The sequence below is a fragment of the Brevundimonas sp. genome (assembly GCF_035935935.1).
In the GTDB taxonomy this organism is placed as follows: domain Bacteria; phylum Pseudomonadota; class Alphaproteobacteria; order Caulobacterales; family Caulobacteraceae; genus Brevundimonas.
In genome coordinates this window covers 255,621-275,695 of record NZ_DASYWO010000005.1, presented here as the reverse complement: position 1 = coordinate 275,695, position 20,075 = coordinate 255,621, and the positions used below count along the sequence as shown (strand labels likewise).

At 72.1% G+C, this 20,075-nt stretch carries 18 protein-coding genes and 1 other RNA gene; 5 read left to right on the top strand and 14 right to left on the bottom strand.

What is annotated here, in order from left to right; genetic code table 11:
• Nucleotides 1-28: 28 nt before the first annotated feature.
• The 4 genes from VGR32_RS06130 to VGR32_RS06115 all read left to right on the top strand — a co-directional run bounded on the left by VGR32_RS06130 (nt 29) and on the right by VGR32_RS06115 (nt 5,398).
• On the top strand, nt 29-562 hold the full coding sequence (locus tag VGR32_RS06130; RefSeq protein WP_327449131.1) for a DUF721 domain-containing protein: 534 nt from the start codon (nt 29-31) through the stop codon (nt 560-562).
• 123 nt (nt 563-685) lie between these two features.
• Nucleotides 686-1,342 carry a thioredoxin domain-containing protein gene (locus VGR32_RS06125; protein WP_327449129.1) on the top strand — a complete coding sequence of 219 codons (657 nt, stop codon included), beginning with the start codon at nt 686-688 and terminating at the stop codon, nt 1,340-1,342.
• Nucleotides 1,343-1,344: 2 nt separating this feature from the next.
• On the top strand, nt 1,345-1,950 hold the full coding sequence (locus VGR32_RS06120; protein WP_327449127.1) for a DsbA family protein: 606 nt from the start codon (nt 1,345-1,347) through the stop codon (nt 1,948-1,950).
• A 10-nt stretch (nt 1,951-1,960) separates the two neighbouring features.
• Nucleotides 1,961-5,398 carry an AAA family ATPase gene (locus tag VGR32_RS06115; protein ID WP_327449125.1) on the top strand — a complete coding sequence of 1,146 codons (3,438 nt, stop codon included), beginning with the start codon at nt 1,961-1,963 and terminating at the stop codon, nt 5,396-5,398.
• Here the strand turns inward: VGR32_RS06115 and VGR32_RS06110 are convergent.
• Nucleotides 5,395-6,246 carry a WecB/TagA/CpsF family glycosyltransferase gene (locus VGR32_RS06110; RefSeq protein ID WP_327449123.1) on the bottom strand — a complete coding sequence of 284 codons (852 nt, stop codon included), beginning with the start codon at nt 6,244-6,246 and terminating at the stop codon, nt 5,395-5,397. The genes VGR32_RS06115 and VGR32_RS06110 overlap by 4 nt on opposite strands.
• 241 nt (nt 6,247-6,487) lie before the next feature.
• Here VGR32_RS06110 and VGR32_RS06105 point away from each other — a divergent pair, with 241 nt between their 5' ends.
• Nucleotides 6,488-6,847, top strand: a complete 360-nt coding sequence (locus VGR32_RS06105) for a hypothetical protein (RefSeq protein WP_327449121.1) — start codon at nt 6,488-6,490, stop codon at nt 6,845-6,847.
• A gap of 3 nt (nt 6,848-6,850) precedes the next feature.
• Here VGR32_RS06105 and murG read toward each other — a convergent pair whose 3' ends face one another.
• The 13 genes from murG to VGR32_RS06040 form a co-directional block, all read right to left on the bottom strand.
• Nucleotides 6,851-7,927 carry an undecaprenyldiphospho-muramoylpentapeptide beta-N-acetylglucosaminyltransferase gene (gene murG, locus VGR32_RS06100; protein WP_327449119.1) on the bottom strand — a complete coding sequence of 359 codons (1,077 nt, stop codon included), beginning with the start codon at nt 7,925-7,927 and terminating at the stop codon, nt 6,851-6,853.
• A complete protein-coding gene (locus tag VGR32_RS06095; protein ID WP_327449117.1) occupies nt 7,924-9,117 on the bottom strand; it encodes a putative peptidoglycan glycosyltransferase FtsW in 1,194 nt (397 codons plus the stop codon). The genes murG and VGR32_RS06095 overlap by 4 nt, the downstream gene beginning before the upstream one ends.
• Before the next feature lie 6 nt (nt 9,118-9,123).
• The gene (murD, locus tag VGR32_RS06090) at nt 9,124-10,551 is read right to left on the bottom strand and encodes a UDP-N-acetylmuramoyl-L-alanine--D-glutamate ligase (protein ID WP_327449115.1); all 1,428 of its coding nucleotides are present in this window, start codon (nt 10,549-10,551) and stop codon (nt 9,124-9,126) included.
• 1 nt (nt 10,552) lies between these two features.
• On the bottom strand, nt 10,553-11,662 hold the full coding sequence (gene mraY / locus VGR32_RS06085) for a phospho-N-acetylmuramoyl-pentapeptide-transferase (RefSeq protein ID WP_327449113.1): 1,110 nt from the start codon (nt 11,660-11,662) through the stop codon (nt 10,553-10,555).
• Nucleotides 11,662-13,080: a UDP-N-acetylmuramoyl-tripeptide--D-alanyl-D-alanine ligase gene (locus VGR32_RS06080; protein ID WP_327449111.1), complete on the bottom strand. Its 1,419-nt coding sequence runs from the start codon at nt 13,078-13,080 to the stop codon at nt 11,662-11,664. The genes mraY and VGR32_RS06080 overlap by 1 nt, the downstream gene beginning before the upstream one ends.
• A complete protein-coding gene (locus tag VGR32_RS06075) occupies nt 13,073-14,530 on the bottom strand; it encodes a UDP-N-acetylmuramoyl-L-alanyl-D-glutamate--2,6-diaminopimelate ligase (RefSeq protein WP_327449109.1) in 1,458 nt (485 codons plus the stop codon). Before VGR32_RS06075 ends, VGR32_RS06080 begins: the two co-directional genes overlap by 8 nt.
• A complete protein-coding gene (locus VGR32_RS06070) occupies nt 14,527-16,257 on the bottom strand; it encodes a penicillin-binding protein 2 (RefSeq protein WP_327449107.1) in 1,731 nt (576 codons plus the stop codon). Before VGR32_RS06070 ends, VGR32_RS06075 begins: the two co-directional genes overlap by 4 nt.
• Nucleotides 16,254-16,643: a cell division protein FtsL gene (gene ftsL, locus VGR32_RS06065; RefSeq protein WP_327449105.1), complete on the bottom strand. Its 390-nt coding sequence runs from the start codon at nt 16,641-16,643 to the stop codon at nt 16,254-16,256. The genes VGR32_RS06070 and ftsL overlap by 4 nt, the downstream gene beginning before the upstream one ends.
• Nucleotides 16,640-17,581, bottom strand: coding sequence for a 16S rRNA (cytosine(1402)-N(4))-methyltransferase RsmH (rsmH, locus tag VGR32_RS06060; protein ID WP_327449103.1), 942 nt, complete (start codon nt 17,579-17,581; stop codon nt 16,640-16,642). The genes ftsL and rsmH overlap by 4 nt, the downstream gene beginning before the upstream one ends.
• Nucleotides 17,578-18,051 (bottom strand): division/cell wall cluster transcriptional repressor MraZ, encoded by a 474-nt coding sequence (locus tag VGR32_RS06055; protein WP_327449101.1) that lies wholly within the window; start codon nt 18,049-18,051, stop codon nt 17,578-17,580. Before VGR32_RS06055 ends, rsmH begins: the two co-directional genes overlap by 4 nt.
• Before the next feature lie 405 nt (nt 18,052-18,456).
• An RNA gene (gene rnpB / locus VGR32_RS06050) (RNase P RNA component class A) lies at nt 18,457-18,906 on the bottom strand.
• 44 nt (nt 18,907-18,950) lie between these two features.
• A complete protein-coding gene (locus VGR32_RS06045; RefSeq protein ID WP_327449099.1) occupies nt 18,951-19,715 on the bottom strand; it encodes an N-acetylmuramoyl-L-alanine amidase in 765 nt (254 codons plus the stop codon).
• Between the two features lie 7 nt (nt 19,716-19,722).
• The gene (locus tag VGR32_RS06040) at nt 19,723-20,040 is read right to left on the bottom strand and encodes a hypothetical protein (RefSeq protein WP_327449097.1); all 318 of its coding nucleotides are present in this window, start codon (nt 20,038-20,040) and stop codon (nt 19,723-19,725) included.
• Between the last annotated feature and the right edge of the window lie 35 nt (nt 20,041-20,075).

Below are 20,075 nucleotides of genomic sequence, written 5' to 3'. Positions count from 1 at the left end.
AGGGGGCCGTTCGCCGCTATGGAAGCGCATGCGCCGTCCCCTGCCGACCGAAGCCGAAGCGCGCGAGATTCTCGCGCGGCGCCGGACGCGAGCGGCGCCCCGGCCCGCGCCCCGGGCCGGCCGGGCCCTGCAGGACTTCATCAAGGACATGGACCAGCGCTTCGGCCGCGGCGCCGGGGCGCTGGAGCCGCGCTGGCGCGAGATCGTCGGCGAGCGTCTGGCCCGCGTCTGCCGCCCGCAAAAGCTGACCCGAGGCCGCGACGGCAGGGGCGGCACGCTGGAACTCCGCGTCGCGGGCGCCGCGGCCCTTCTGGTGCAGCATCAGGCCGAAGAGATCCTCGACAAGGTCAACCTTTTCCTCGGCGCCGGCGCGGTCGAGAAGCTGCGCATCGCCCAAGGCCCGGTGAAGCCCCTGCCCGAACCGACCGCCCGCCCTGCGCGGCCGACGTCCCCGCCGCCGCTCAGCGCCGCCGAAGAAGCGGAACTGAAGGCCGCGACAGCCTCCGCGCCCGGTCCCCTGGCCGAGGCGCTGGCCCGGCTGGGCCGCGCCGTGAAGCGCTGATCCCGGTCGCGACCGTCGTTCGGCGTTGACAAAACTTCGCCGCACCTGTTCTCGAAATCATCGGATCGCGCGCTTCGTCGGGAATCGCGCGACGATCCTCGTCCGCATCACGGGAACACGGCCATGACCTCGCGCACCCCCTTCCGCTTCGCCGCCATGAGCCGCCGCGCGGCCATCACCGGCGCGGCCCTGGCCGCCATGGCCCTGTCGGCCTGCAACTCCGGCGGCGGCGCGGGCGCGGCCGAGGGCGACATGGCCAAGGGCGCCGCCGAAGGCGCCAAGGTGACCGTGGTCGAGTACGCCTCGGTCACCTGCATCGGCTGCGCCGCCTGGGAGCGCGACGTCTGGCCGGAATTCAGGAAGAAGTACGTCGACACCAACCAGGTCCGCTACGTCTTCCGCGAGTTCCCGACCCCGCCGCAGGACGTGGCCGTGGCCGGCTTCCTGCTGGGCCGCTGCGCCGCCGCGAAGTCGGGCAACAGCGAAGACTACTTCCGCGTCGTCGAGGACATGCTGACCAGCCACCCGGGCCTGAACCCCGGCGCGCCCGGCTTCCCCGAGATGCTGCAGCGCATCCGCACCGGCCTGGGCTTCTCGCAGGAGGAGTACCTGGCCTGCGTGACCGACGAGAAGGCCATCGCCGCCATGGAAGAGCGCATCCGTGCCGGGCAGGCCGCCGGCGTCACGGGCACCCCGACCTTCATGGTCAACGGCGCCGTGGTGGCCGACCGTTCGCTGGAGGGCCTGTCGGCCGCCATCGACGCCGAACTGGCCAAGTGACCATGCGCCTCGCCGCCCTGATCGGCGCGGTCCTGCTGGCCGTCGCCGCCCCCGCGGCGGCCCAGGTCGCCGCCGTGCCGCCGGTCGCCGCCGGGGAACGCGTGCTCGGCCGCGCCGACGCTCCGGTGACGGTGATCGAGTACGCCAGCTTCACCTGCCCCCACTGCGCCCAGTGGTCTCACGACGTCCTGCCGGCCTTCAAGGCGCGCTGGATCGACACGGGCAAGGTGCGGCTGGTCTATCGCGACCTGCCCACGCCGCCGGCCGACCCGGCCGTGCTCGCCGCCAAACTGAGCCGCTGCGTCGCGCCGGATCGCGCGTTCCCCGTGATCGAACAGCTGTTCGCCCAGCAGGGCGCAGCCCGCCTCATGCGCTGGCCGCAGGGGTGGTTCGTGAACGCCGTGGAGATCGGCGGACGTCCGCCCCAGCAGATCATCGACTGCGTAGAGGACCCGGCGACCGAAGCCGCCCTGAACGCCGACATCGAGGCGGCGCAGGCCGCCGGCGTCGCCGGCACGCCGACCTTCTTCGTCGACGGCGCCCGTGTGGCGGACCCCACCCTGGCCGGACTGGCCGCCGTCATCGACCCCCTGCTGGCGGGGCGCTGACCCCGGACCCATGCAGTTCCAGCGCCTCCGGCTCGTCGGCTTCAAGTCCTTCGTCGACCCGACGGAGGTCTTCATCGAGCCCGGGCTGACCGGCATCGTGGGGCCCAACGGCTGCGGCAAGTCCAACGTGCTGGAATCCATGCGCTGGGTGATGGGCGCCAACTCGGCCAAGGCCATGCGCGGCCAGGGCATGGAGGACGTCATCTTCGCCGGCGCGGCGGAGCGCCCGGCCCGGAACTGGGCCGAGGTCCAGCTGACGATCGACAACGCCCAGCGCCGCGCGCCGCAGCCCTTCACCGACGCGGCGGTGCTGGAGGTGTCGCGCCGCATCGACCGTGGCTCCGGCTCCACCTACCGCATCAACGGCAAGGAGGTGCGGGCCCGCGACGTCCAGCTGCTGTTCGCCGACGCGTCCACCGGCGCCAACTCGCCCGCGCTGGTCCGCCAGGGCCAGATAAGCGAGCTGATCGCCGCCCGCCCCCAGAACCGCCGCCGCATCCTCGAAGAGGCCGGCGGCGTGGCCGGCCTTCACACCCGCCGTCATGAGGCCGAACTGCGCCTGCGCGCGGCCGAAACCAACCTCGAACGGCTGGAGGACATCGGCAAGGAGATCGAGGGAAACCTCTCCCGACTCAAGCGCGAGGCGCGACAGGCCGAGAAGTACAAGAAGATCTCCGCCGAAATCCGCGCCCTGCAGTCGGCCTTGGTCTGGGTGCGCTGGAACGACGCTCGCGTCGCCGACGCGCAGGCGCGCGACGAACTGGCTCAGGCCGACCGCGCCGTGGCCGAGACCGCCTCCGCCGCCGCGCGGGCGCAGACGGCGGCGCTCAGGGCGCAGGAGGCCATGAAGCCGGCCCGCGAAGAGGACGCCGTAGCCGCCGCCCTGCTGCATCGCGCCACGCTGGAGCGCGACCGCCTCGACATGGCCGAGCAGCAGGCCCGCGCCGAGGTCGAACGCCTGGAGGCGGAAGGCGTCCGCATCGCCGCCGACGTTGAGCGCGAAGAGGCTCTGGCCCGCGACGCGCGGGCCGAACTGGCGCGGCTGGACGAGGCGCTGGAGGCCTTGCAGGCCGAGATCGCCGCCGCTCCGCAACGGGGCCCCGAGCTCGAAACCGCCCTGTCGCAGGCCGAGAGCGACCGCGCCGAGGCGGACGCCGAGGTCGAGCGCCGCGCCGGCGCCGTGGCCGCGACCGAGGCCCGGGTCGCCGCGGAGACCGCCCGCCTGCGCGACGCCGAATCCCGGGTCGGCCGCGTGCGCGCCCAGCTAGAGCAGACCGAGCGCGAGCGACTGGCCCTGGGCCCGCTGGAAACCCCGGAGCTGGCCGAGGCCCGCGCCGCCGTCGAAACGGCGCAGGCCGACCTGTCCGCCGCCCGCGCGGCGGTCGAGGCGGCCGAAACCCGCCGCGGCGATCTGGCCCGCGCCGAGCAGGAGGCCCGCACGGTCGCGCGCGCCGCCGAGGACCGCTTGGGGCGTCTTCAGACCGAAGCCCGCGGTCTGGCCCAGCTCCTCACCTCCGCCCGTCGCGATCACGCCCCGGCGCTGGATCAGGTTTCGGCCGCAAAGGGCTACGAGGCCGCGCTCGCCGCCGCCTTGGGCGACGACCTCGACGCCGCGCTGGACCCGAAGGCCGCCGTCCACTGGGCGGGCGCCGACCCGGTCGCGCCCGTCTGGCCCGCGGGCGTCGCCCCCCTCGCCGACCACGTGAGCGCTCCGCCCCAACTCGCCGCGCGCCTGGCGCTGTGCGGCGTGGCCGACGCGGCGAAGGCGGCGGCCCTGGCGACGTCCCTGCCGGTCGGCGCCCGTCTGGTCACCCGCGAGGGCGACCTGTTCCGTTGGGACGGCTTCGTGGCGCGTGCCTCGGCGCCCCGGCCGGCCGCGATCCGGCTGGCCCAGCGCACGCGCCTGTCGGAGCTGGAGGCGGAGATCGACTCCGGCAAGCCGACGCTGGAGGCGCAGCAGACCGCCCTCAAGGCCGCCGTCGACGCCTTCCGCGCCGCCGAGGAGGAGCTGAAGACCGTTCGTCAGGCGCCCTTCGCCGCCGACAAGGCGCTGACGGCCGCCCGCGACCGAGCCGAAGGCCTCGACCGGGAACAGGCTCGCCGCGAGGCGCGGGCCCAGGCGCTGGCGGAGACCGCCTCTCGCCTCGAAGCCGAACTCGTCGAGGCCGAAAAGGCGCTCGACGCAGCCCGTGCCGGCGACGGCGCTTCCGGAACGCTCGACGCCCTGCGTGCGGAGCTGGCCGACGCCCGCGCCGCGGCCGAGGCGGCGCGTCAGGCCGCCGCCGCGGCCCGCGCCGCCCGCGACGCCGAGGCCCGCGACCACGCCTCGCGTGAGCAGCGACTGACCGCGCAGCGGCAGGCGCGTCAGGGCTGGGACGCCCGCGCCCGCAACGGCGCGGCGCGCGTCGCCACCCTGCAGGGCGACGCGACGCGCGTCCTGTCGCTGCTCGAGACCGCCCGCGCCCAGCCGGACGCGCTGGCGCTGAAGCGCTCCGGCCTTCTGGACGCCCTCACTTCGGCCGAGACCCGCCGCAAGGCCGCCGCCGACGCCATGGCGGTCGCCGAGGGCGCGGCGCAGGAGGCGGATCGGGAAGCCCGCGCCGCCGAGTCCGAGGCGGGCAAGGCCCGCGAGGTTCGCGCAGGCATGGCCGCCCACGCCGAGGCCGCCGCCGCCCGTCTGGCCGAGGCCGACCGCAAGGTGCGCGAGACCGCCCGGATGTCGCCGGACGACCTGGGCCAGAAACTCACCGACGACGCCATCGCCCGTCCCCCGGACGCCGCCGGCGCCGAAAGCCTGTTGTATGGCCTGGAGCGAGAGCGCGAGGCGCTGGGTGCGGTCAACCTGCTGGCCGAGGAAGAGGCGCGCGAGAGCGAGGACCGGCTGCAGACCATGCGCGGCGAACGCGCCGACCTCACCTCGGCCATCGCCAAACTGCGCGACGGCATCGACGAACTGAACGCCGAAGGCCGGGAGCGCCTGCTGGCCGCGTTCGACGTCATCAATGCGAACTTCAAGACGCTGTTCGAGGCCCTGTTCGACGGCGGTCAGGCCGAGCTGAAGCTGGTCGAGAGCGACGATCCGCTGGAAGCCGGTCTGGAGATCTTCGCCTGCCCGCCCGGCAAGCGTCTGGCCGTCATGTCGCTGATGTCCGGCGGCGAGCAGGCCCTGACGGCCGCCGCCCTGATCTTCGCCGTCTTCCTGGCCAACCCGGCGCCCGTCTGCGTGCTGGACGAGGTCGACGCCCCGCTGGACGACGCCAACGTCGACCGCTTCTGTCGCATGCTGGACGAGATGCGCAAGCGCACCGACACGCGCTTCATCGTCATCACCCACAACCCGGTGACCATGAGCCGGATGGATCGCCTCTACGGCGTCACCATGCCGGAGCGCGGCGTGTCCCAGTTGGTCGGCGTCGACCTGAAACAGGCCGAGACGCTGGTGGCCTAGCGCGCCAGCGCGCGCCGCACGTCCGCCAGCGCGGGTCCCGCCAGCGCCCACGGCTCGACCACGTACCGATGGAACAGCCGCGCCGGATCGGCGACCAGCCGGAACAGCCACTCCAGCCCCAGTCGTCCCATCCAGCGCGGCGCGGCCTTCTGCACGCCGGCCTCATAGTCGAAGGCGGCTCCGACGTTCAGCACGACGCAGTCCGGCAGGGCGTCGAGGTGATCGGCGATCCACAGTTCCTGCCGCGGCATGCCCATGCCGACCATCAGCACGTTCGGCCTGAAGCGCGCGATCTCGCCGAGAATGTCCGCATTGTCCGCCGATCCGGCCGCGGCGTCGAAATGCCCGTGGCGCGCGCCGATGACGGCTCCGGGACGCGCGCGTCCGATACGCCGGGCCGCTTCCTCCGCCACGCCGGGCGCGCCGCCCAGGTAGAAGACCCGCCAGTTCTCCCGATCCGCCAGGCTCCAGAAATGGTCGCGCCAGTCCAGATAGGTGCACCGATGCATCGGCCGCGCGGCCAGTCGCAGAAGGCGCGCGAACGCCAGCAGGGGCCGCGAATCCACCTCGATCAGATCCGCGCGCTGATAGAAGCGGCGCAGTTCCGGCGTCGACCGCATCAGCGCGAGGCTGTGCAGGTTATGGTTCGCCACGACCGCCTTGCGGCCGTCCCCGATCCAGCGCCGCATCCACAGCATGACCTCTTCCGGGCGCACGAGGTCCATGCTTTCGCCCAGCACGGTCACCCGCTCGTCAGCCCGCCGCGCGTGCCGGTGGGGGCGGCGCGCCGCGCGCCGTCGATCGGGGGTCGCCATGGCGGCCGGAAGGCCCAGGGTCTCTTCGAACATGCCGCCATCCTGCCCGGACGGCGCTGAAGGTCCGGTTCCCCGACGCGGTTAACGGATCCTCGGCGTCAGAACTGGTCAGTGTCGCCGTCGCCCGAAGGACGTCATACCGCCGTTCATCGAAACGCGGCGTCTGCGCAACAGGTCGCGTCTCTTTCCAGCAACGCTGCTGGGCAGGCGGGCCAAGCGGCGCCATCATGGCTCCAAAGGACCTTCCGTCCCGCATCATCGAAAGAAAAAGACCATGATCCTCGCCGCCCTCGCCGCCGCCGCCGCCCTGTCGGCCCCGGCCGCCCCCGCCGCCCAGGACCCGCTGTCCTTCGACAACACCGTCACCTGCGCCGCCATGTTCTTCGCCCAGTCGAAGCAGCTGACGGCCCAGGACGAGGTCGAGGCCTTCCAGATGGGCATGGTCGAAATGATCACCCGCGCCGAGGGCATGAACTCGGGCCTCAACCAGGACCAGATCATCGAACGCGCCGCCGCCCAGGCCGACGAAATCCTGTCGCGCGTCGACGCCGCCTCGGGCGCCGACGCCAAGAACCAGATCATCTGGACCTGGGGTCCGGGGCTGGAAGTCTGCATCGACGCCGTGCTGGCCTAAGGCTCAGCCTCGCTTCGCGACGGTCGTCTCGACCAGATCGGCGAGGCGACCGGCCGCATCGGGGATGGCCACCGCGCGCGCGCCCGCCGACATGGCGGTCAGGCGCGCCGGATCGGCCAGAACGTCCCGCAGGATCGAGGCCAGACGCTCCGGCGTCGCCTCGGCTTCACGAACGCTGATCGCGGCGCCCGCTTCCACCAGGGAGCGGGCGTTCTGCGTCTGATGATCGTCGGTGGCGATGGCCAGCGGGATCAACACCGACGGCGTCGCCGCCACCGCGATCTCGGCGCAGGTGGAGGCGCCCGCCCGTCCCACCAGCAAATGCGTGGTCGCCAGCAGGCCGGCCATGTCGCGGAAGAAGGGCGCGATCTCGGCCCGGATTCCCGCGTCCAGATAGACCTGCCGCGCGGCCTCCAGCGTTTCCGCCCGCGACTGCTGGAACACTTCCAGCCGGCGGCGCAGCGTCTCCGGCAGGGCCGCCAGCGCCTCCGGCACGGCCTCCGACAGCAGGCGCGCGCCCTGGCTGCCGCCCGTCACCAGCACGCGGATGGGCCCTCCGTCCGTCGGCGGCGTCCAGGCGCGGTCGAACAGCGGACGGATCTCCGGCCGCACGGGACTGCCCACGACGTGCACGCCGTCGCGGCCGCCGACGGGGAAGCCCGAGGCCACCTCGTCCACGCGCCCGGCCAGCAAGCGGTTGGTGCGGCCCAGCACGGCGTTCTGTTCGTGGATCACGGTCGGCAGCCGCGCCGTCAGGGCGGCGATCAGCGCCGGCGCCGACGGATAGCCTCCGAAGCCGACGACGACCCGCACGTCCGCCTTGCGGAACGCCGCGCGCGCCTGTCCCGCGCCCTTTAGCGTCGCCAGCCCCGCCTTGATCAGACCCAGCGGCCCGCGCCCCGTCGCGGCGTCCAGAAACATCCGGTCGTCGGCCGGAAAGCCATGCGCGAACTTCTCGCCGCGATGATCCGTCGCCAGGATCACGCGCCAGCCCCGGCCCGCCATCTCGCGGGCCAGGGCCTCGGCCGGAAACATGTGGCCGCCCGTGCCCCCGGCGGCGACGACGCAGGTCCGGCTCATGCCCGCAGCCGCCGCATCATGCCCACCCACGGCCACTGCATCGGCCCGGGCTCATACGCCCCCGGCCGCTTGCGGGTCAGCGCCAGCGCGAAGCCCATGGTCAGCCCCATCGCCAGCATCGACGAGCCGCCATAGCTGATGAACGGCAGGGTCATCCCCTTGGTCGGGATCAGGTTCAGGTTCACCGCCACGTTGATGCAGGCCTGCAGGCCGATCAGCATGAACAGGCCCGCCGCCGCCGTCTGCTCGAACGGATCGCGCAGCCGCAGCGCCCGGCTCAGCCCCCTCACGATGATGAAGGCGTACAGGCCGATGATCAGCAGCGACAGCATCAGGCCGAACTCCTCCGCCCCGACGGAGTAGATGAAATCGGTGTGCAGGTCGGGCACATGGCGCTTCATCACGCCCTCGCCGACGCCCCGGCCGACCAGACCGCCGGCGCGGATGGCCTCCGAAGCCCGGTCGATCTGGTGCGTGTCCTCGACCCCCGGCGACACGAACTTCGCCACCCGCGCCCGCACGTGATCGAAAGCGAAGTACAGGCCGAACACGCCCGCCAGAACCAGACCGCCCAGGGCCGCCATCCATTTGAACGGCACGCCCGCCATGAAGAAGACGGCCATGAAGGTGGTGGTGATCAGAAGCGTCTGGCCGATGTCCGGCTGCATCAGCAGCAGCCCCACCGTCATCGCATAGGCCACGAAGGCGATCGTCACGCCCGGCACGCCCTGCCCCTTCTGCGCCTCGGCGAACATCCAGGCTGAAAAGACGATGATGGCGGGCTTGGCGAATTCGCTGGGCTGCAGACCGAACGGTCCGATGTTGATCCACCGCGCCGCGCCTTTGGCCTCGTGTCCGATGAAGGGCAGCAGGATCATCACGCCGATCGCGCCCAGCAGCGCCAGCACCGCGATGCGCCGCACCCCGCGCGGGCTCAGCAGCGACGTCGTCAGCATGGCGCCCAGTCCCAGCGAGACGAAGACGATCATCCGGATCGAATAGTGGAAGGGGTCGGTGATCCCGTCCTCCGCCAGGATCGCCGCCGGGCTGGAAGCGAACGACAGCGACACGCCGATGGCCATCAGCGCCAACGCCGCGCCCAGCAGGCCGCGGTCCACCGTCCAGAACCATTTGGCGACGGCGCTCTGGTCGGATCGGGAAAAGGCGGGTGTGTAGGCCTGGCTGGTCATCTTCCGTCAACCATGTCCGAAAGGTGTGGCCCCGAGGTTAAGCACCGCGGCGCGGAACGCCTCTCCCCGCGCCTCGAAGTCCGGAAACTGGTCGAAACTGGCCGCCGCGGGGCTGAGCAGCACGACCTCTTCGCGGCCCGTCGCGGCGGCGGCGTGATAGGCATGGCCCACCGCCGTCGTCATGTCGCCGCTGATCCGGTGCGGGGTCTCGCCCAGCGCCGCGGCGAACGGTCCCGCCGCCTCGCCGATCAGAAAGGCTTCCTGCACGCGCGGGAACAGATCGTCCAGGTCGTCGATGCCGCCGGCCTTGGCGCGTCCGCCGGCTATCCAGAACGTCCGCTCGTAGCTGGCCAGCGCCTGCCGCGCCGCGTCGGCGTTGGTGGCCTTGGAATCGTTGACGAAGCTGACGTTTCCAAGGCGGCCGACAGGCTCCATCCGGTGCGCGAGGCCGGGGAAGGAGAGAAGGCCGGCGACGGCCGCGTCATGCCCCACCCCCAGCGCCCGCGCCGCCCCATAGGCGAAGGCCGCGTTCTGAGCGTTGTGCCGACCGGCGAGGGAGCGGGCGGGGATCAGGTCGATGATCTGACCGGCCGCGATGACCTGCCCCGGGGCCGCCAACAGCATTCCTTCCCCGCTGCCCCCCCCATCCGTCTCGCTCCGCGAGCCACCTTCGCCCGGGAGTGAGGAAGGGAACGAGCGCACCGCCGCCCCCTGCGGCAAGCGCGCCAGCACTCCGCGCCCCCAATCCTCATCCACGCCCACCAGCGCCGTCTGTCCGTCTCGCAGATTGGCGAATATTCGCGCCTTCGCCGCGACGTACCCCTCCATCCCGCCGTGTCGGTCGAGATGATCCGGCGTGATGTTCGTCAGCACGGCCACGTCGGGCGCGAAGCTGGTCGTCAGGTCCAGCTGATAGCTGGAGACTTCGATCACGTAGACCGCATCCGGCGTCGGCGCCGGCAGGGCCAGCACGCCGATGCCGATGTTGCCGCCCATGTGCACGGTCAGCCCGGCCTGCTTCAGCACCCACGCCGTCAGCGCCGTCGTGGTGGATTTGCCGTTGGTGCCGGTGATGGCGACCACCTTGGGCCGCTCGCCTTCCGCCAACGCCGTCAGCGCCCGGGCGAACAGCTCCACGTCACCGACGATCTCGACGCCCGCGGCCGTCGCCCTGTCGACCGTCCAGTGCGGTTTCGGATGCGTCAGCGGCACGCCGGGCGACAGCACCAGGGCGGCGAACCGGCTCCAGTCTGCGGCCGTCAGGTCCTCGACCGGGAAGCCTTCCGCCTCGGCCTGCATGCGGCTGGAGATGCCGTCGTCCCACAGCACGGGCTCGGCCCCGCCGGCCTTCAGCGCCCGCGCCGCCGTCAGCCCCGACCGCCCCAGTCCGAAGACCGCGACGCGCCGCCCCTCGAACCCCGGGACCGCGATCATCTCAGCGCAGCTTCAGCGTCGCCAGTCCCGCCAGCGCCAGCATGGCCGAGACGATCCAGAACCGGATCACCACCGTGGATTCCGGCCAGCCCAGCTTTTCGAAATGATGGTGGATCGGCGCCATCAGGAAGATGCGCTTCTTCGTGGCCTTGAAGTAGCCGACCTGGATCATCACCGACGCCGCTTCCAGCACGAACAGGCCGCCGACGATGCCCAGCACGAGCTCGTGCTTGGTCATCACCGCCACGGCGCCCAGCGATCCGCCCAGCGCCAGCGATCCGGTGTCGCCCATGAAGATCTTGGCCGGCGGGGCGTTATACCAGAGGAAGCCCGTGCCCCCGCCGATGATGGCCGCCAGAAACACCGCCAGCTCGCCCGACCCCGGCACATGGTGAATGCCCAGATAGTCCGAGAAGATGAAGTTGCCGGCCAGGTAGGCGATCACCCCGAACGCGGCCGACGCCATCATCACCGGCACGATGGCCAGCCCGTCCAGCCCGTCCGTCAGGTTCACGGCGTTGGAGAAACCCACGATCGTGAAGGCGGCGAAGGCCACGTAGAACCAGCCGACGTTCAGCAGCACGTCCTTGAAGAAGGGAAAGGCGATCGACGTCTCCAGCCCCGGCGACGTGGGCGACCGCCACATCCACAGCACCGTCAGCACGCCGGCGATCACCGCGACGACGGTTTGCCAGAACAGCTTCTGCTTCGACGTCAGTCCGGCCGACGTCTGCTTGGTGACCTTGGCGTAGTCGTCGATGAAGCCCAGCACGGCGAAGGCCGCCGTCACGAGGGACACGATCCAGATGTAGGGGTTGGTCAGATCGCCCCACAGGAAGACGGCCGCGGCGATGCCCGCCAGGATCATCAGCCCGCCCATGGTCGGCGTGCCGACCTTCGACAGGTGGCTGACCGGGCCGTCGTCGCGGATGGGCTGGCCCTTCCCCTGCTTCTGACGCATCCAGGCGATGAAGCGGCTGCCCATGGCGACCGCCACGATCATCGCCGTGGCCATGGCCAGCGCCACCCGCACGGTCTGGTACTGGACCAGGTTCAGCAGGGGATAATCCTGCGCCACGTCGGCGTAGTAGAGGTACAGCAGGTAGAACATCAGGCGGTCCCCTCTTCGTCGCCCCGATCCAGATCGGCCAGCGCGCGCGCCACGTGCGACGCCTTCGATCCGTTCGATCCCTTGACCATGACCACGTCGCGCGGACGGACCAGGTCGCCGACCACGTCGGCCAGATCGGCCGCGGTCGCGCGCCATTCGCCGCGTCGTTCCGGGGCCACGGCCTCATGCAGCGCCCGCATTTCCGGGCCGGCGGTATGAACCACGTCGAGGCCCGCCGCCTCGATCGCCTCCGCCAGACCGGCGTGCAGCGCCCGTGACTGGCCGCCCAGTTCCAGCATGTCCGTCAGCATCACGATGCGCCGGCCGCCGGGCTCGATCGCCCGCGCGCCCAGACTGGCGAAGCCCGCCTTCATCGACAGCGGATTGGCGTTGTAGCTCTCGTCGATCAGGGTGAAGGCCCCGCGCGGCAGGCGCACGGTCCGGACCTGACCCCGCCCGGCCAGCGGCGAAAAGTTCGCCAGCGCCTCCAGCCCCACGTCGACCGGCACGTCCAGCGCGTCCAGCATCAGCAGCACCGCCAGACTGTTCAGGCCCCAGTGGAATCCCGACTGGCGCAGGCGGAAGACGTGATCGCGTCCCAGCACCGAGGCCTCGACCCGCGCGCCGTCCGCGTCGGGAATGAAGTCGATCAGCCGGGCGGCGCAGTCCGCCGCCGTGCCGAACGTCAGCACCCGCGCGCCGCGGCGCAGGGCCGCGCCGCGCAGCGTCTCCAGCCAGGCGTTGTCGGCGTTGATCACGGCCGTGCCGCCAGGGCCCAGCCCCTCGAAGATGGCCGCCTTCTCGCGCGCCACCCCGGCCTCGCCGTCGTCGAAGGCCTCGATGTGGACCGGCCCGACCGTCGTCACGCAGGCGGCGTGCGGCTGGACCATCCGCGCCAGCGGCCCGATCTCGCCCGGCGCGTTCATGCCGATCTCGAAGATCGCCCGTTCCACCGTCGCCGGCATGCGGGCCAGCGTCAGCGGCACGCCGATGTGGTTGTTGAAGCTCTTGACCGATCCGTGCGCCGGGCCGGCCAGATCCAGACCGGCCTTGATGGCCTGGGTGACGCTGGTCTTGCCGACGCTGCCGGTCACCGCGCCGCGGCGGACCGCGGGCGCCCGGTCCCGTGCGGCCGCGCCCAATCTTTCCAGCGCCTTCAACGCGTCGTCCACGACGATGCAGGGCCCGCCGTCCACCGCGCGTTCGACCAGCGCGCCCGCCGCGCCGGCCTCGAATGCGGCGCCGACGAACTCATGCCCGTCCCGCGCCCCGCGCAGGGCCACGAACAGATCGCCCGGCTCGACCTCGCGGCTGTTGAACGTCACGCCGTTCGCCTCGAACGCCCCGCCCTCGATGCGCCCCCCGACGGCCAGGGCGACGTCCGTGGCGGTCCACAGCGGTCGGACGGTCTCAGGCATGCACGTTCAGGGCCTCGGCTGCGACGGCGACGTCGTCGAAGGGATGAGTCGTGGCGCCCACGATCTGCCCCCTCTCATGCCCCTTTCCCGCGACGACCACCACATCTCCCGCGCGGCCCATCTGCACGGCGTGGAAGATGGCCTTGCGTCGGTCGCCGATCTGCTCGGCCCCGACGGCGCCCTTCAGCACCTCGGCGCGGATGGCGGCCGGGTCTTCCGAGCGGGGGTTGTCGTCGGTGACCACGGCCACGTCCGCCAGACGCGCCGCGACCTCCCCCATCAGCGGGCGCTTGCCCCTGTCCCGGTCGCCGCCCGCGCCGAAGACGACGATCAGCCGTCCACGCGCGTGCGGCCGCAGGGCCGTCAGCACCGTTTCCAGCCCGTCCGGGGTGTGGGCGTAGTCGACGTAGACCTCAGGTCCGGCCTGCGGCCCGCGCACGCGTTGCAGCCGCCCCTCGGCTCCCTGCAGGTGCTCCAGCGCCGCCAGCACGTCCTCCACCGCCGACCCCGACGCCACGCACAGGCCCGCCGCCACCAGGGCGTTCGACGCCTGGAAGGCTCCGGCCAGGGGCAGCAGCACCTCGTGCGTCGCGCCGCCCGCGTCGATCGTCAGCCGCTGACCCTCCGGCACGGCCAGCCGCCGCGTCAGCGTCAGGTCCCGTCCGCGCTCGCCCACGCCGTAGATGCCCAGTCCGGACATCAGCCCCGCCGCGGCGAAGCGCGAATAGGCGTCGCTGTCGGCGTTCAGCACCGCCGTCCGGCCGCGCGGCAGCAGCGTCTCGAACAGTCTCAGCTTGGCGGCGCGATAGCCGTCCATGTCGCCGTGATAGTCGAGGTGATCCTGCGTCAGGTTGGTGAACCCGGCCGCGCTCAGCCTGACCCCGTCCAGCCGGCGCTGGTCGATGCCGTGGCTGGACGCCTCCAGCGCCAGGTGGGTCACGCCGCGGGCCGCCAGTTCGGCCGTCAGCCGGGCGGCGTCGCCGGCGTCGGGGCTGGTCAGGCCGGGCGGCGTCAGACTGTCCAGCGCGACGCCGGTCTGCATCACCGTGCCCAGGGTGCCCATGCTGGCCGAGGCGTGGCCCATGCGCGCCCAGATCTGGCGGCAGAAGGCGGCGACCGAGGTCTTGCCGTTGGTCCCCGTCACCGCCACGCAGGTCTTCGGCTGCGCGCCGTAGAAGCCGCGGGCCGCCAGCGCATAGGCCCGCCGCACGTCCACCGAGGTGACCAGCACCGGCGCGGCGTCCCGCGGCGTGTCCGCCGGCGCCAGCACGGCCGCGGCGCCCTGCGCCAGCGCCTGCGGGATGAAGGCGCGACCGTCGGTCGTCGCGCCCGGCAGGGCGACGAACAGCGTGCCCGCGTCCACGCGCCGGCTGTCGGCCGTCACCCCGGTGATCACCGGGTCGGCGGGCACGTCGCGGCGCAGGATGTCGGACAGCCGCAGGGCGCTCATCCCAGATCGCGCTCCATGTCCTCGAGCGTCGGGATCTTCTCGCCGTCGGCGGTGCGCCAGCGGTCGGCGCGGCGTTCCACGCCCACCAGCGGCGCGATGCGGTCGGCGATGCGGCCCACGGCGGGCGCGGCCACGAAACCCCCGGTGCGAGGGCCGTTCGACGGCTCGTCGACCAGCACGAAGATGGCGTACCGCGGGCCGTCCAGCGGCCCGTCTGTCGGGAACACGGCCGCGAAGCTGCCGACCCCCAGCGTCGAGTCGTACCGCGTGCCGGTCCACTTGTTGGCCGAGCCGGTCTTGCCGCCGACCCGCAGCCCCGGGGCGTCGGCGCGCGTGCCCGACCCGCGCACCACGTTGCGGCGCATCAGGTCCAGCAGCATGACGCTGGTCGAGGCCTGCACCACCCGCACCGGCTCGGCGCCGGCCCCGCCCTTGCGGATCGACAGCGGCACGTAGAAGCCGCCGTTGGTCAGGGCGCCCATGGCGGCGACCGCCTGCACCGGCGTGACCATGATGCCGTAGCCGAACGACAGCGACGCCAGCGTGGAGTTCGACCATTCCCGCGGCAGGACCGGCGCGGCGGATTCCTTCAGCTCCAGCGGCGCGGCGTTCAGCAACCCCAGCCGCTGGAAATAACCCTTCATCCCCTCCGGCCCCAGCTGCATCGCCAGCTGCGAGGTGCCGATGTTGGACGAGTGGATGTAGACGTCCTCCAGCGTCATCACGCGGTTCTGCGCATGGAAGTCGGTGATGCGTCGGTTGCCGATCACCAGCGCCTGCGAGGCGTCGAAGGTGGTCTCCATGTCGGCCAGGCCGCGGTCGATGCCGGCCGCCACGGTGAAGCTCTTGAACACCGAGCCCATCTCGTAGTGGCCCGAGGTCGCCAGGTTCTTCGCCTGCGTCGTCGGCCAGCTGGCCATGGCCAGGATCTCGCCGGTGTGCACGTTGGTGACCAGGGCGACGCCGTTCTTCGCGCCGGTCTCCTCCATCGCCGCGGCCAGTTCGCTCTCGACGATGCCCTGGATGCGCAGGTCGATCGACAGGGGCACGGCCGAGCCGTCCACGCCGGCCCGGGTCAGGTCCGCGTCCAGCGCCAGCTCGGCGCCCGTCAGCCCCTTGCCCCAGGCGTCCGACACGCCGATCACATGCCGCGCGGAGCCCCCCAGCGGATAGACGCGGCCGTCCTCCTGCTCGAAGCCGATCCCGCCCAGACCCAGGGCGTGCACCCTCGCCTTTTGCTGCGGCGTCATCGCGCCCCTGACCAGCACGCGGCGGTCCCCGTCCAGCGCCCGGCGCAGCCGACGCGCGTCGACCTCCGGCAGGGCGCGGCGGATCTGGGCGAACGCCTGATCCTTGTCCCAGACTTCCGCGGGATCGACGTACAGACCCCAGAAGACGACGTTCGTGGCCAGCAGCCGGCCGTTGCGGTCGACCAGATCGCCGCGGGTCAGCTGGCGCTGCACCCCGGCCCCGGCCCCGTCCAGAACGGGCGCGGCCAGCGCCGACCACGCCGCGCGCACGCCCAGGCAGGCGAAGACCACGGCGAACACCGCCAGGATCAGGAAGATGCGGACCCGGGTGTCCTCCTCCGGCCGGGCCTGCGCCCGCGACCGCTCGAAGGCATGCTCGATCCACCACAGCACCGCCGTCAGCCGGCGCCACGACGGCGGACGCGGCAGGCGCGGGGCCGGACCGGAACCCGGGCGGTGATGCGGCTGGGCCGTCACTGCGGCGCTTCCTCGACCGGATCGGCCTCGACGACGGGCGTGGAGACGACCGGGGCCGGCGCGGGTTCGACCTCGTCCAGCTCGGCCTCGCCGACGCGCTGGTCGGCGTCGATCGGGGCCAGACCCAGCCCCTTCGACAGGGCGTCCAGGCGCGCCGGGCTTTCCAGCCGCGCCGCCTCCGCGCGCAGCAGGCGCACCCGCTGACGATCCTGCGCGATCTCGGCCTCCAGCTCGGCCATGCGCGTCGCCTCGCGCTGCGCGCCCGCCTTCACCAGGTAGACCGAGCACAGCATGGCCCCGACGCAGATCACGCCGATGATCTCGATCCAGCGGACGCCGCGGATCTTCCAGTCGAACAGCCGGCGGATGGCGGCGGGCGTCCTCATGCGGCCATCCCCCACGCCGGGGCGTCCGTCCGCACCGCGGCGCGCAGCTTGGCCGACCGGGCGCGCGGGTTGGCGGCGATCTCCGCCTCCGTGCCCTCGCGGGCGCCCTTGAACAGCAGCGTGAAGCTGGGCGCCCGCGTCGTCGCCGCCTGCGGCAGGTGGCGCGAGCCGCCCGGCGCATTGCCGCTGCGCTCGGCCAGAAAGGCCTTCACGATCCGGTCCTCCAGCGAGTGGAAGGTGACCACCACCAGGCGCCCGCCCGGCTTCAACCTCGCCTCCGCGGCGACCAGACCCCGTTCCAGCTCGCCCAGCTCGTCGTTCACCGCGATGCGCAGCGCCTGAAAGGTGCGCGTCGCGGGATGGATCGGCGCCCCGCGCCGCCCTCCCAGCGCCTTTTCCACCACCTCGGCCAAGTCCAGCGTCCGCGTGAACGGCCGCTCCGTGCGGCGGCGCAGGATGGCCGTGGCCACGCGGCCCGACTGCCGCTCCTCGCCGTACTGCTTCAGGATGTGCGCCAGCGGCCCGTGGTCCCAGCCGTTGACGAGGTCCGCGGCCGTCGGCCCGGCGCCCGACATCCGCATGTCCAGCGGCCCGTCGCGCAGGAAGGAGAAGCCGCGATCCGCCTCGTCGATCTGCATGGACGACACGCCGACGTCGAACACCGCGCCGTCGATCGGCCGGTCGACGGCGTCCGCCAGGTCCCCGAACGCCGTCTCCACCAGCGCGAATTTCCCGGGGAAATCCTTCGCCACGGCCTCGGCGTGCGGGCGCACCGTCGGGTCGCGGTCAAGCCCGATCACTTCGGCCCCGGTCGCCAGAATGGCGCGCGTATAGCCGCCGGCGCCGAAGGTGGCGTCGACCACCACCTCGCCGGCCTTCGGCGACAGCGCCGCGATCACCTGATCGATCAGAACCGGGACATGAGGCGCGCCGCTCATTGGCCGCCCTGCGTCTTCAGCTGCGCCGCCAGGCGCAGGGCGCCCAGTTCGGCCAGACCCTCGCGCGCCACCTTGCGCTGCTCGGCGCGACGCGCGGCCCAGGCCTCCCGGCTCCAGATCTGGAAGCGGTCGCCCAGGCCGACGATCATGACGCTGTCGCCCAGACCCGCCTCGGCGACCAGCGCCTCCGGCAGGGTGATCCGCCCGCCGCCGTCGAAAGCCAGCCGGTTCTGCTCGCCCAGCACCTGCCACTCCAGCGCCGACCTCTGGGCCGAGCCGAACGGCAGCGACTGGATCATCTCGACGTAGACGGCGAACAGGTGATCGCCGCCGGCCTCCAGACAGTCGGCCTCGATGGAGGGAAAGCAGAAGACGCGGTGCTCGGCGCCGTTGTCGGCGGTGCGGAACTCCTGCGGGATCAGCAGGCGGCGCTTGCCGTCCAGTTGTTTCTCGAACGTCGAGAGAAACACGCCCCGCCCCGTTTCCGGCCTCTCAGGGCCGCCTGAAAGTCCCCGAACGCGCCGCGCGCGTCCGCCCTGCCCAAATCACAGGATTGGGATATCATGGGATCAGATGGGTCACAATGGGATTGGTTGACGCTTTTTAACCTTGAGCGGCCGCGGAATGACTGCGTTTGTGTGAACATTCGCAGAACATCGCCAAGTAATCCCCAGCCTGTGGACATCCTGCGCCACCCCGACGCCGCAAGGGTTAACGCCCGCCCTCAAGCAGCGAGCGACCGCGTCGCGAGCGGTAGGGCAAGAATAAAGCCGGCCTTCAAGCAGCGAGCGCCCGCGGCGCGAGCGGTAGGGCAAGAGTGAAGCCCGCCCTCAAGCAGCGAGCGCCCGCGGCGCGAGCGGTAGGGCAAGGATGAAGGCGCCAGACGGTCTGTAAGCCGGGTTCTGTCCCCGCGAGCGGGTGACGGTCATTCCTCTGGGCCGACCCTCGCGGACCGGCTCTCGCGACCAACCCGGACGCCTCGGGCGGTGAACCCTGCGGGCCGAAGCCCGCGCGACGTCCCTATTCGGTCTTGCTCCCGGCGGGGCTTGCCATGCCGTCCCCGTTGCCGGGGACGCGGTGGGCTCTTACCCCACCCTTTCACCCTTCCCCTCCTTCGCCGAGGCTTCGGAGGGCAAGCCCTTCGTAGCTTTAGCGGAGAAGGGAGGTTTGCTTTCTGTGGCGCTGTCCCTCGGGTCGCCCCGGGCGGGAGTTACCCGCCGCCGTTTCACCGTGGAGCCCGGACTTTCCTCCCTGCTTCGCGTTCCGCTACGCAGGGCCAGCCCTGCGAAGCCTTGGCGAAGCACAGCGACCGCCCGACCGTCTGGCGAGGGGATGGATGCGCCTTGTGACGCCCGACGTCAAACCAGGCTCAGTTCAGCACGCCGGTCACGCTCTCCGCACTGGCGAGCTGCAGCAGCCCCACCAGCCGCGCGCGCGTCTCGCCGTCGGCCACGCCGTCGACCGCCGCCGGCCTCCAGTGGCGCTGGAACGCCTCGACCGTCAGGCGCAGGTCGTCGTCATAGGTCGTGCGCGCGGTGACGCCGTAGCCCAGCCGGTGCAGGCCGGCGCTGAGGACCGTAACCCCGATGCCCTCGTCGCCGGGGCTCAGCGGCGCGCCCAGGGCCGCCACCCGCTCCATCGCCGGTTCGAACCACAGCCCGTGATGCGCCTCCGCCAGCCGTTTCCACGGGAATCGCTCGCCCGGGTCCTGCTTGCGGTCCGGCGCCAGGTCGGAATGGCCGATGATGCGCGCGTCCGGGATCGACCAGCGCGAGCGGATGTCCCCCACCAGGGCGATCACCGCCTGAACCTGCGCCTCGGGGAAGTCGCGATAGCCGAACTCGTGCCCCGGATTGACGATCTCGATGCCGATCGACGCGGCGTTGCAGTCGGTCTCGCCCTGCCAGACGCCCTTGCCCGCGTGCCACGCGCGACGGGCCTCGTCGACCAGACGCAGCACCGATCCGTCCTCGCCCACGACATAGTGCGACGACACTCTCGCCTCGGGGTCGCGAAGCCGCTCCACGGCCTCCTCGGCCGACCTCATCCCGGTGTAGTGCAGCACCAGCATGTCCGGCGGCGCGCGGCGGGCGTCGAAATTCGGGGACGGCGCCTCGATGATCTCGAGCGTCATGACGCGGTCAGCGCCGGTCCCAGCCGTAGGCGACCCAGGTGCCGTCGACCTTCTTCGCCTCCAGGACGTCCGGATCCGTGGCGCGCCGGGCGGGCCGTCCGAACGCGCGACGCGCCTTCAGCGCGAAGGCGGCCAGCGCCAGCACCAGCCCGCCGACCACCGCCATGACCGCCACGGCGGCGGCCGCGAACACGGCCAGCACGGCGCCGACCGTCATGGCCACTGCGGCGGCGATCATGCCGAACACGGCGGCGAACGGGCCCATCACGCCCATGCCCTTGCGGGCGTCGGGACCGAGGGCGGCGAGGCGATCGAACTGGGTCATCGGGCGTCCTTCAACCTTCGCAATGTCGTCTCCGC

Excerpts from the sequence above, each read along its gene's own strand:
- VGR32_RS06130 (WP_327449131.1), top strand. The coding sequence starts at position 29 with ATGCGCCGTCCCCTGCCGACCGAAGCCGAAGCGCGCGAGATTCTCGCG.
- VGR32_RS06125 (WP_327449129.1), top strand. The coding sequence starts at position 686 with ATGACCTCGCGCACCCCCTTCCGCTTCGCCGCCATGAGCCGCCGCGCG.
- VGR32_RS06120 (WP_327449127.1), top strand. The coding sequence starts at position 1,345 with ATGCGCCTCGCCGCCCTGATCGGCGCGGTCCTGCTGGCCGTCGCCGCC.
- VGR32_RS06115 (WP_327449125.1), top strand. The coding sequence starts at position 1,961 with ATGCAGTTCCAGCGCCTCCGGCTCGTCGGCTTCAAGTCCTTCGTCGAC.
- VGR32_RS06110 (WP_327449123.1), bottom strand. The coding sequence starts at position 6,246 with ATGTTCGAAGAGACCCTGGGCCTTCCGGCCGCCATGGCGACCCCCGAT.
- VGR32_RS06105 (WP_327449121.1), top strand. The coding sequence starts at position 6,488 with ATGATCCTCGCCGCCCTCGCCGCCGCCGCCGCCCTGTCGGCCCCGGCC.
- murG (WP_327449119.1), bottom strand. The coding sequence starts at position 7,927 with ATGAGCCGGACCTGCGTCGTCGCCGCCGGGGGCACGGGCGGCCACATG.
- VGR32_RS06095 (WP_327449117.1), bottom strand. The coding sequence starts at position 9,117 with ATGACCAGCCAGGCCTACACACCCGCCTTTTCCCGATCCGACCAGAGC.
- murD (WP_327449115.1), bottom strand. The coding sequence starts at position 10,551 with ATGATCGCGGTCCCGGGGTTCGAGGGGCGGCGCGTCGCGGTCTTCGGA.
- mraY (WP_327449113.1), bottom strand. The coding sequence starts at position 11,662 with ATGTTCTACCTGCTGTACCTCTACTACGCCGACGTGGCGCAGGATTAT.
- VGR32_RS06080 (WP_327449111.1), bottom strand. The coding sequence starts at position 13,080 with ATGCCTGAGACCGTCCGACCGCTGTGGACCGCCACGGACGTCGCCCTG.
- VGR32_RS06075 (WP_327449109.1), bottom strand. The coding sequence starts at position 14,530 with ATGAGCGCCCTGCGGCTGTCCGACATCCTGCGCCGCGACGTGCCCGCC.
- ftsL (WP_327449105.1), bottom strand. The coding sequence starts at position 16,643 with ATGAGGACGCCCGCCGCCATCCGCCGGCTGTTCGACTGGAAGATCCGC.
- rsmH (WP_327449103.1), bottom strand. The coding sequence starts at position 17,581 with ATGAGCGGCGCGCCTCATGTCCCGGTTCTGATCGATCAGGTGATCGCG.
- VGR32_RS06045 (WP_327449099.1), bottom strand. The coding sequence starts at position 19,715 with ATGACGCTCGAGATCATCGAGGCGCCGTCCCCGAATTTCGACGCCCGC.
- VGR32_RS06040 (WP_327449097.1), bottom strand. The coding sequence starts at position 20,040 with ATGACCCAGTTCGATCGCCTCGCCGCCCTCGGTCCCGACGCCCGCAAG.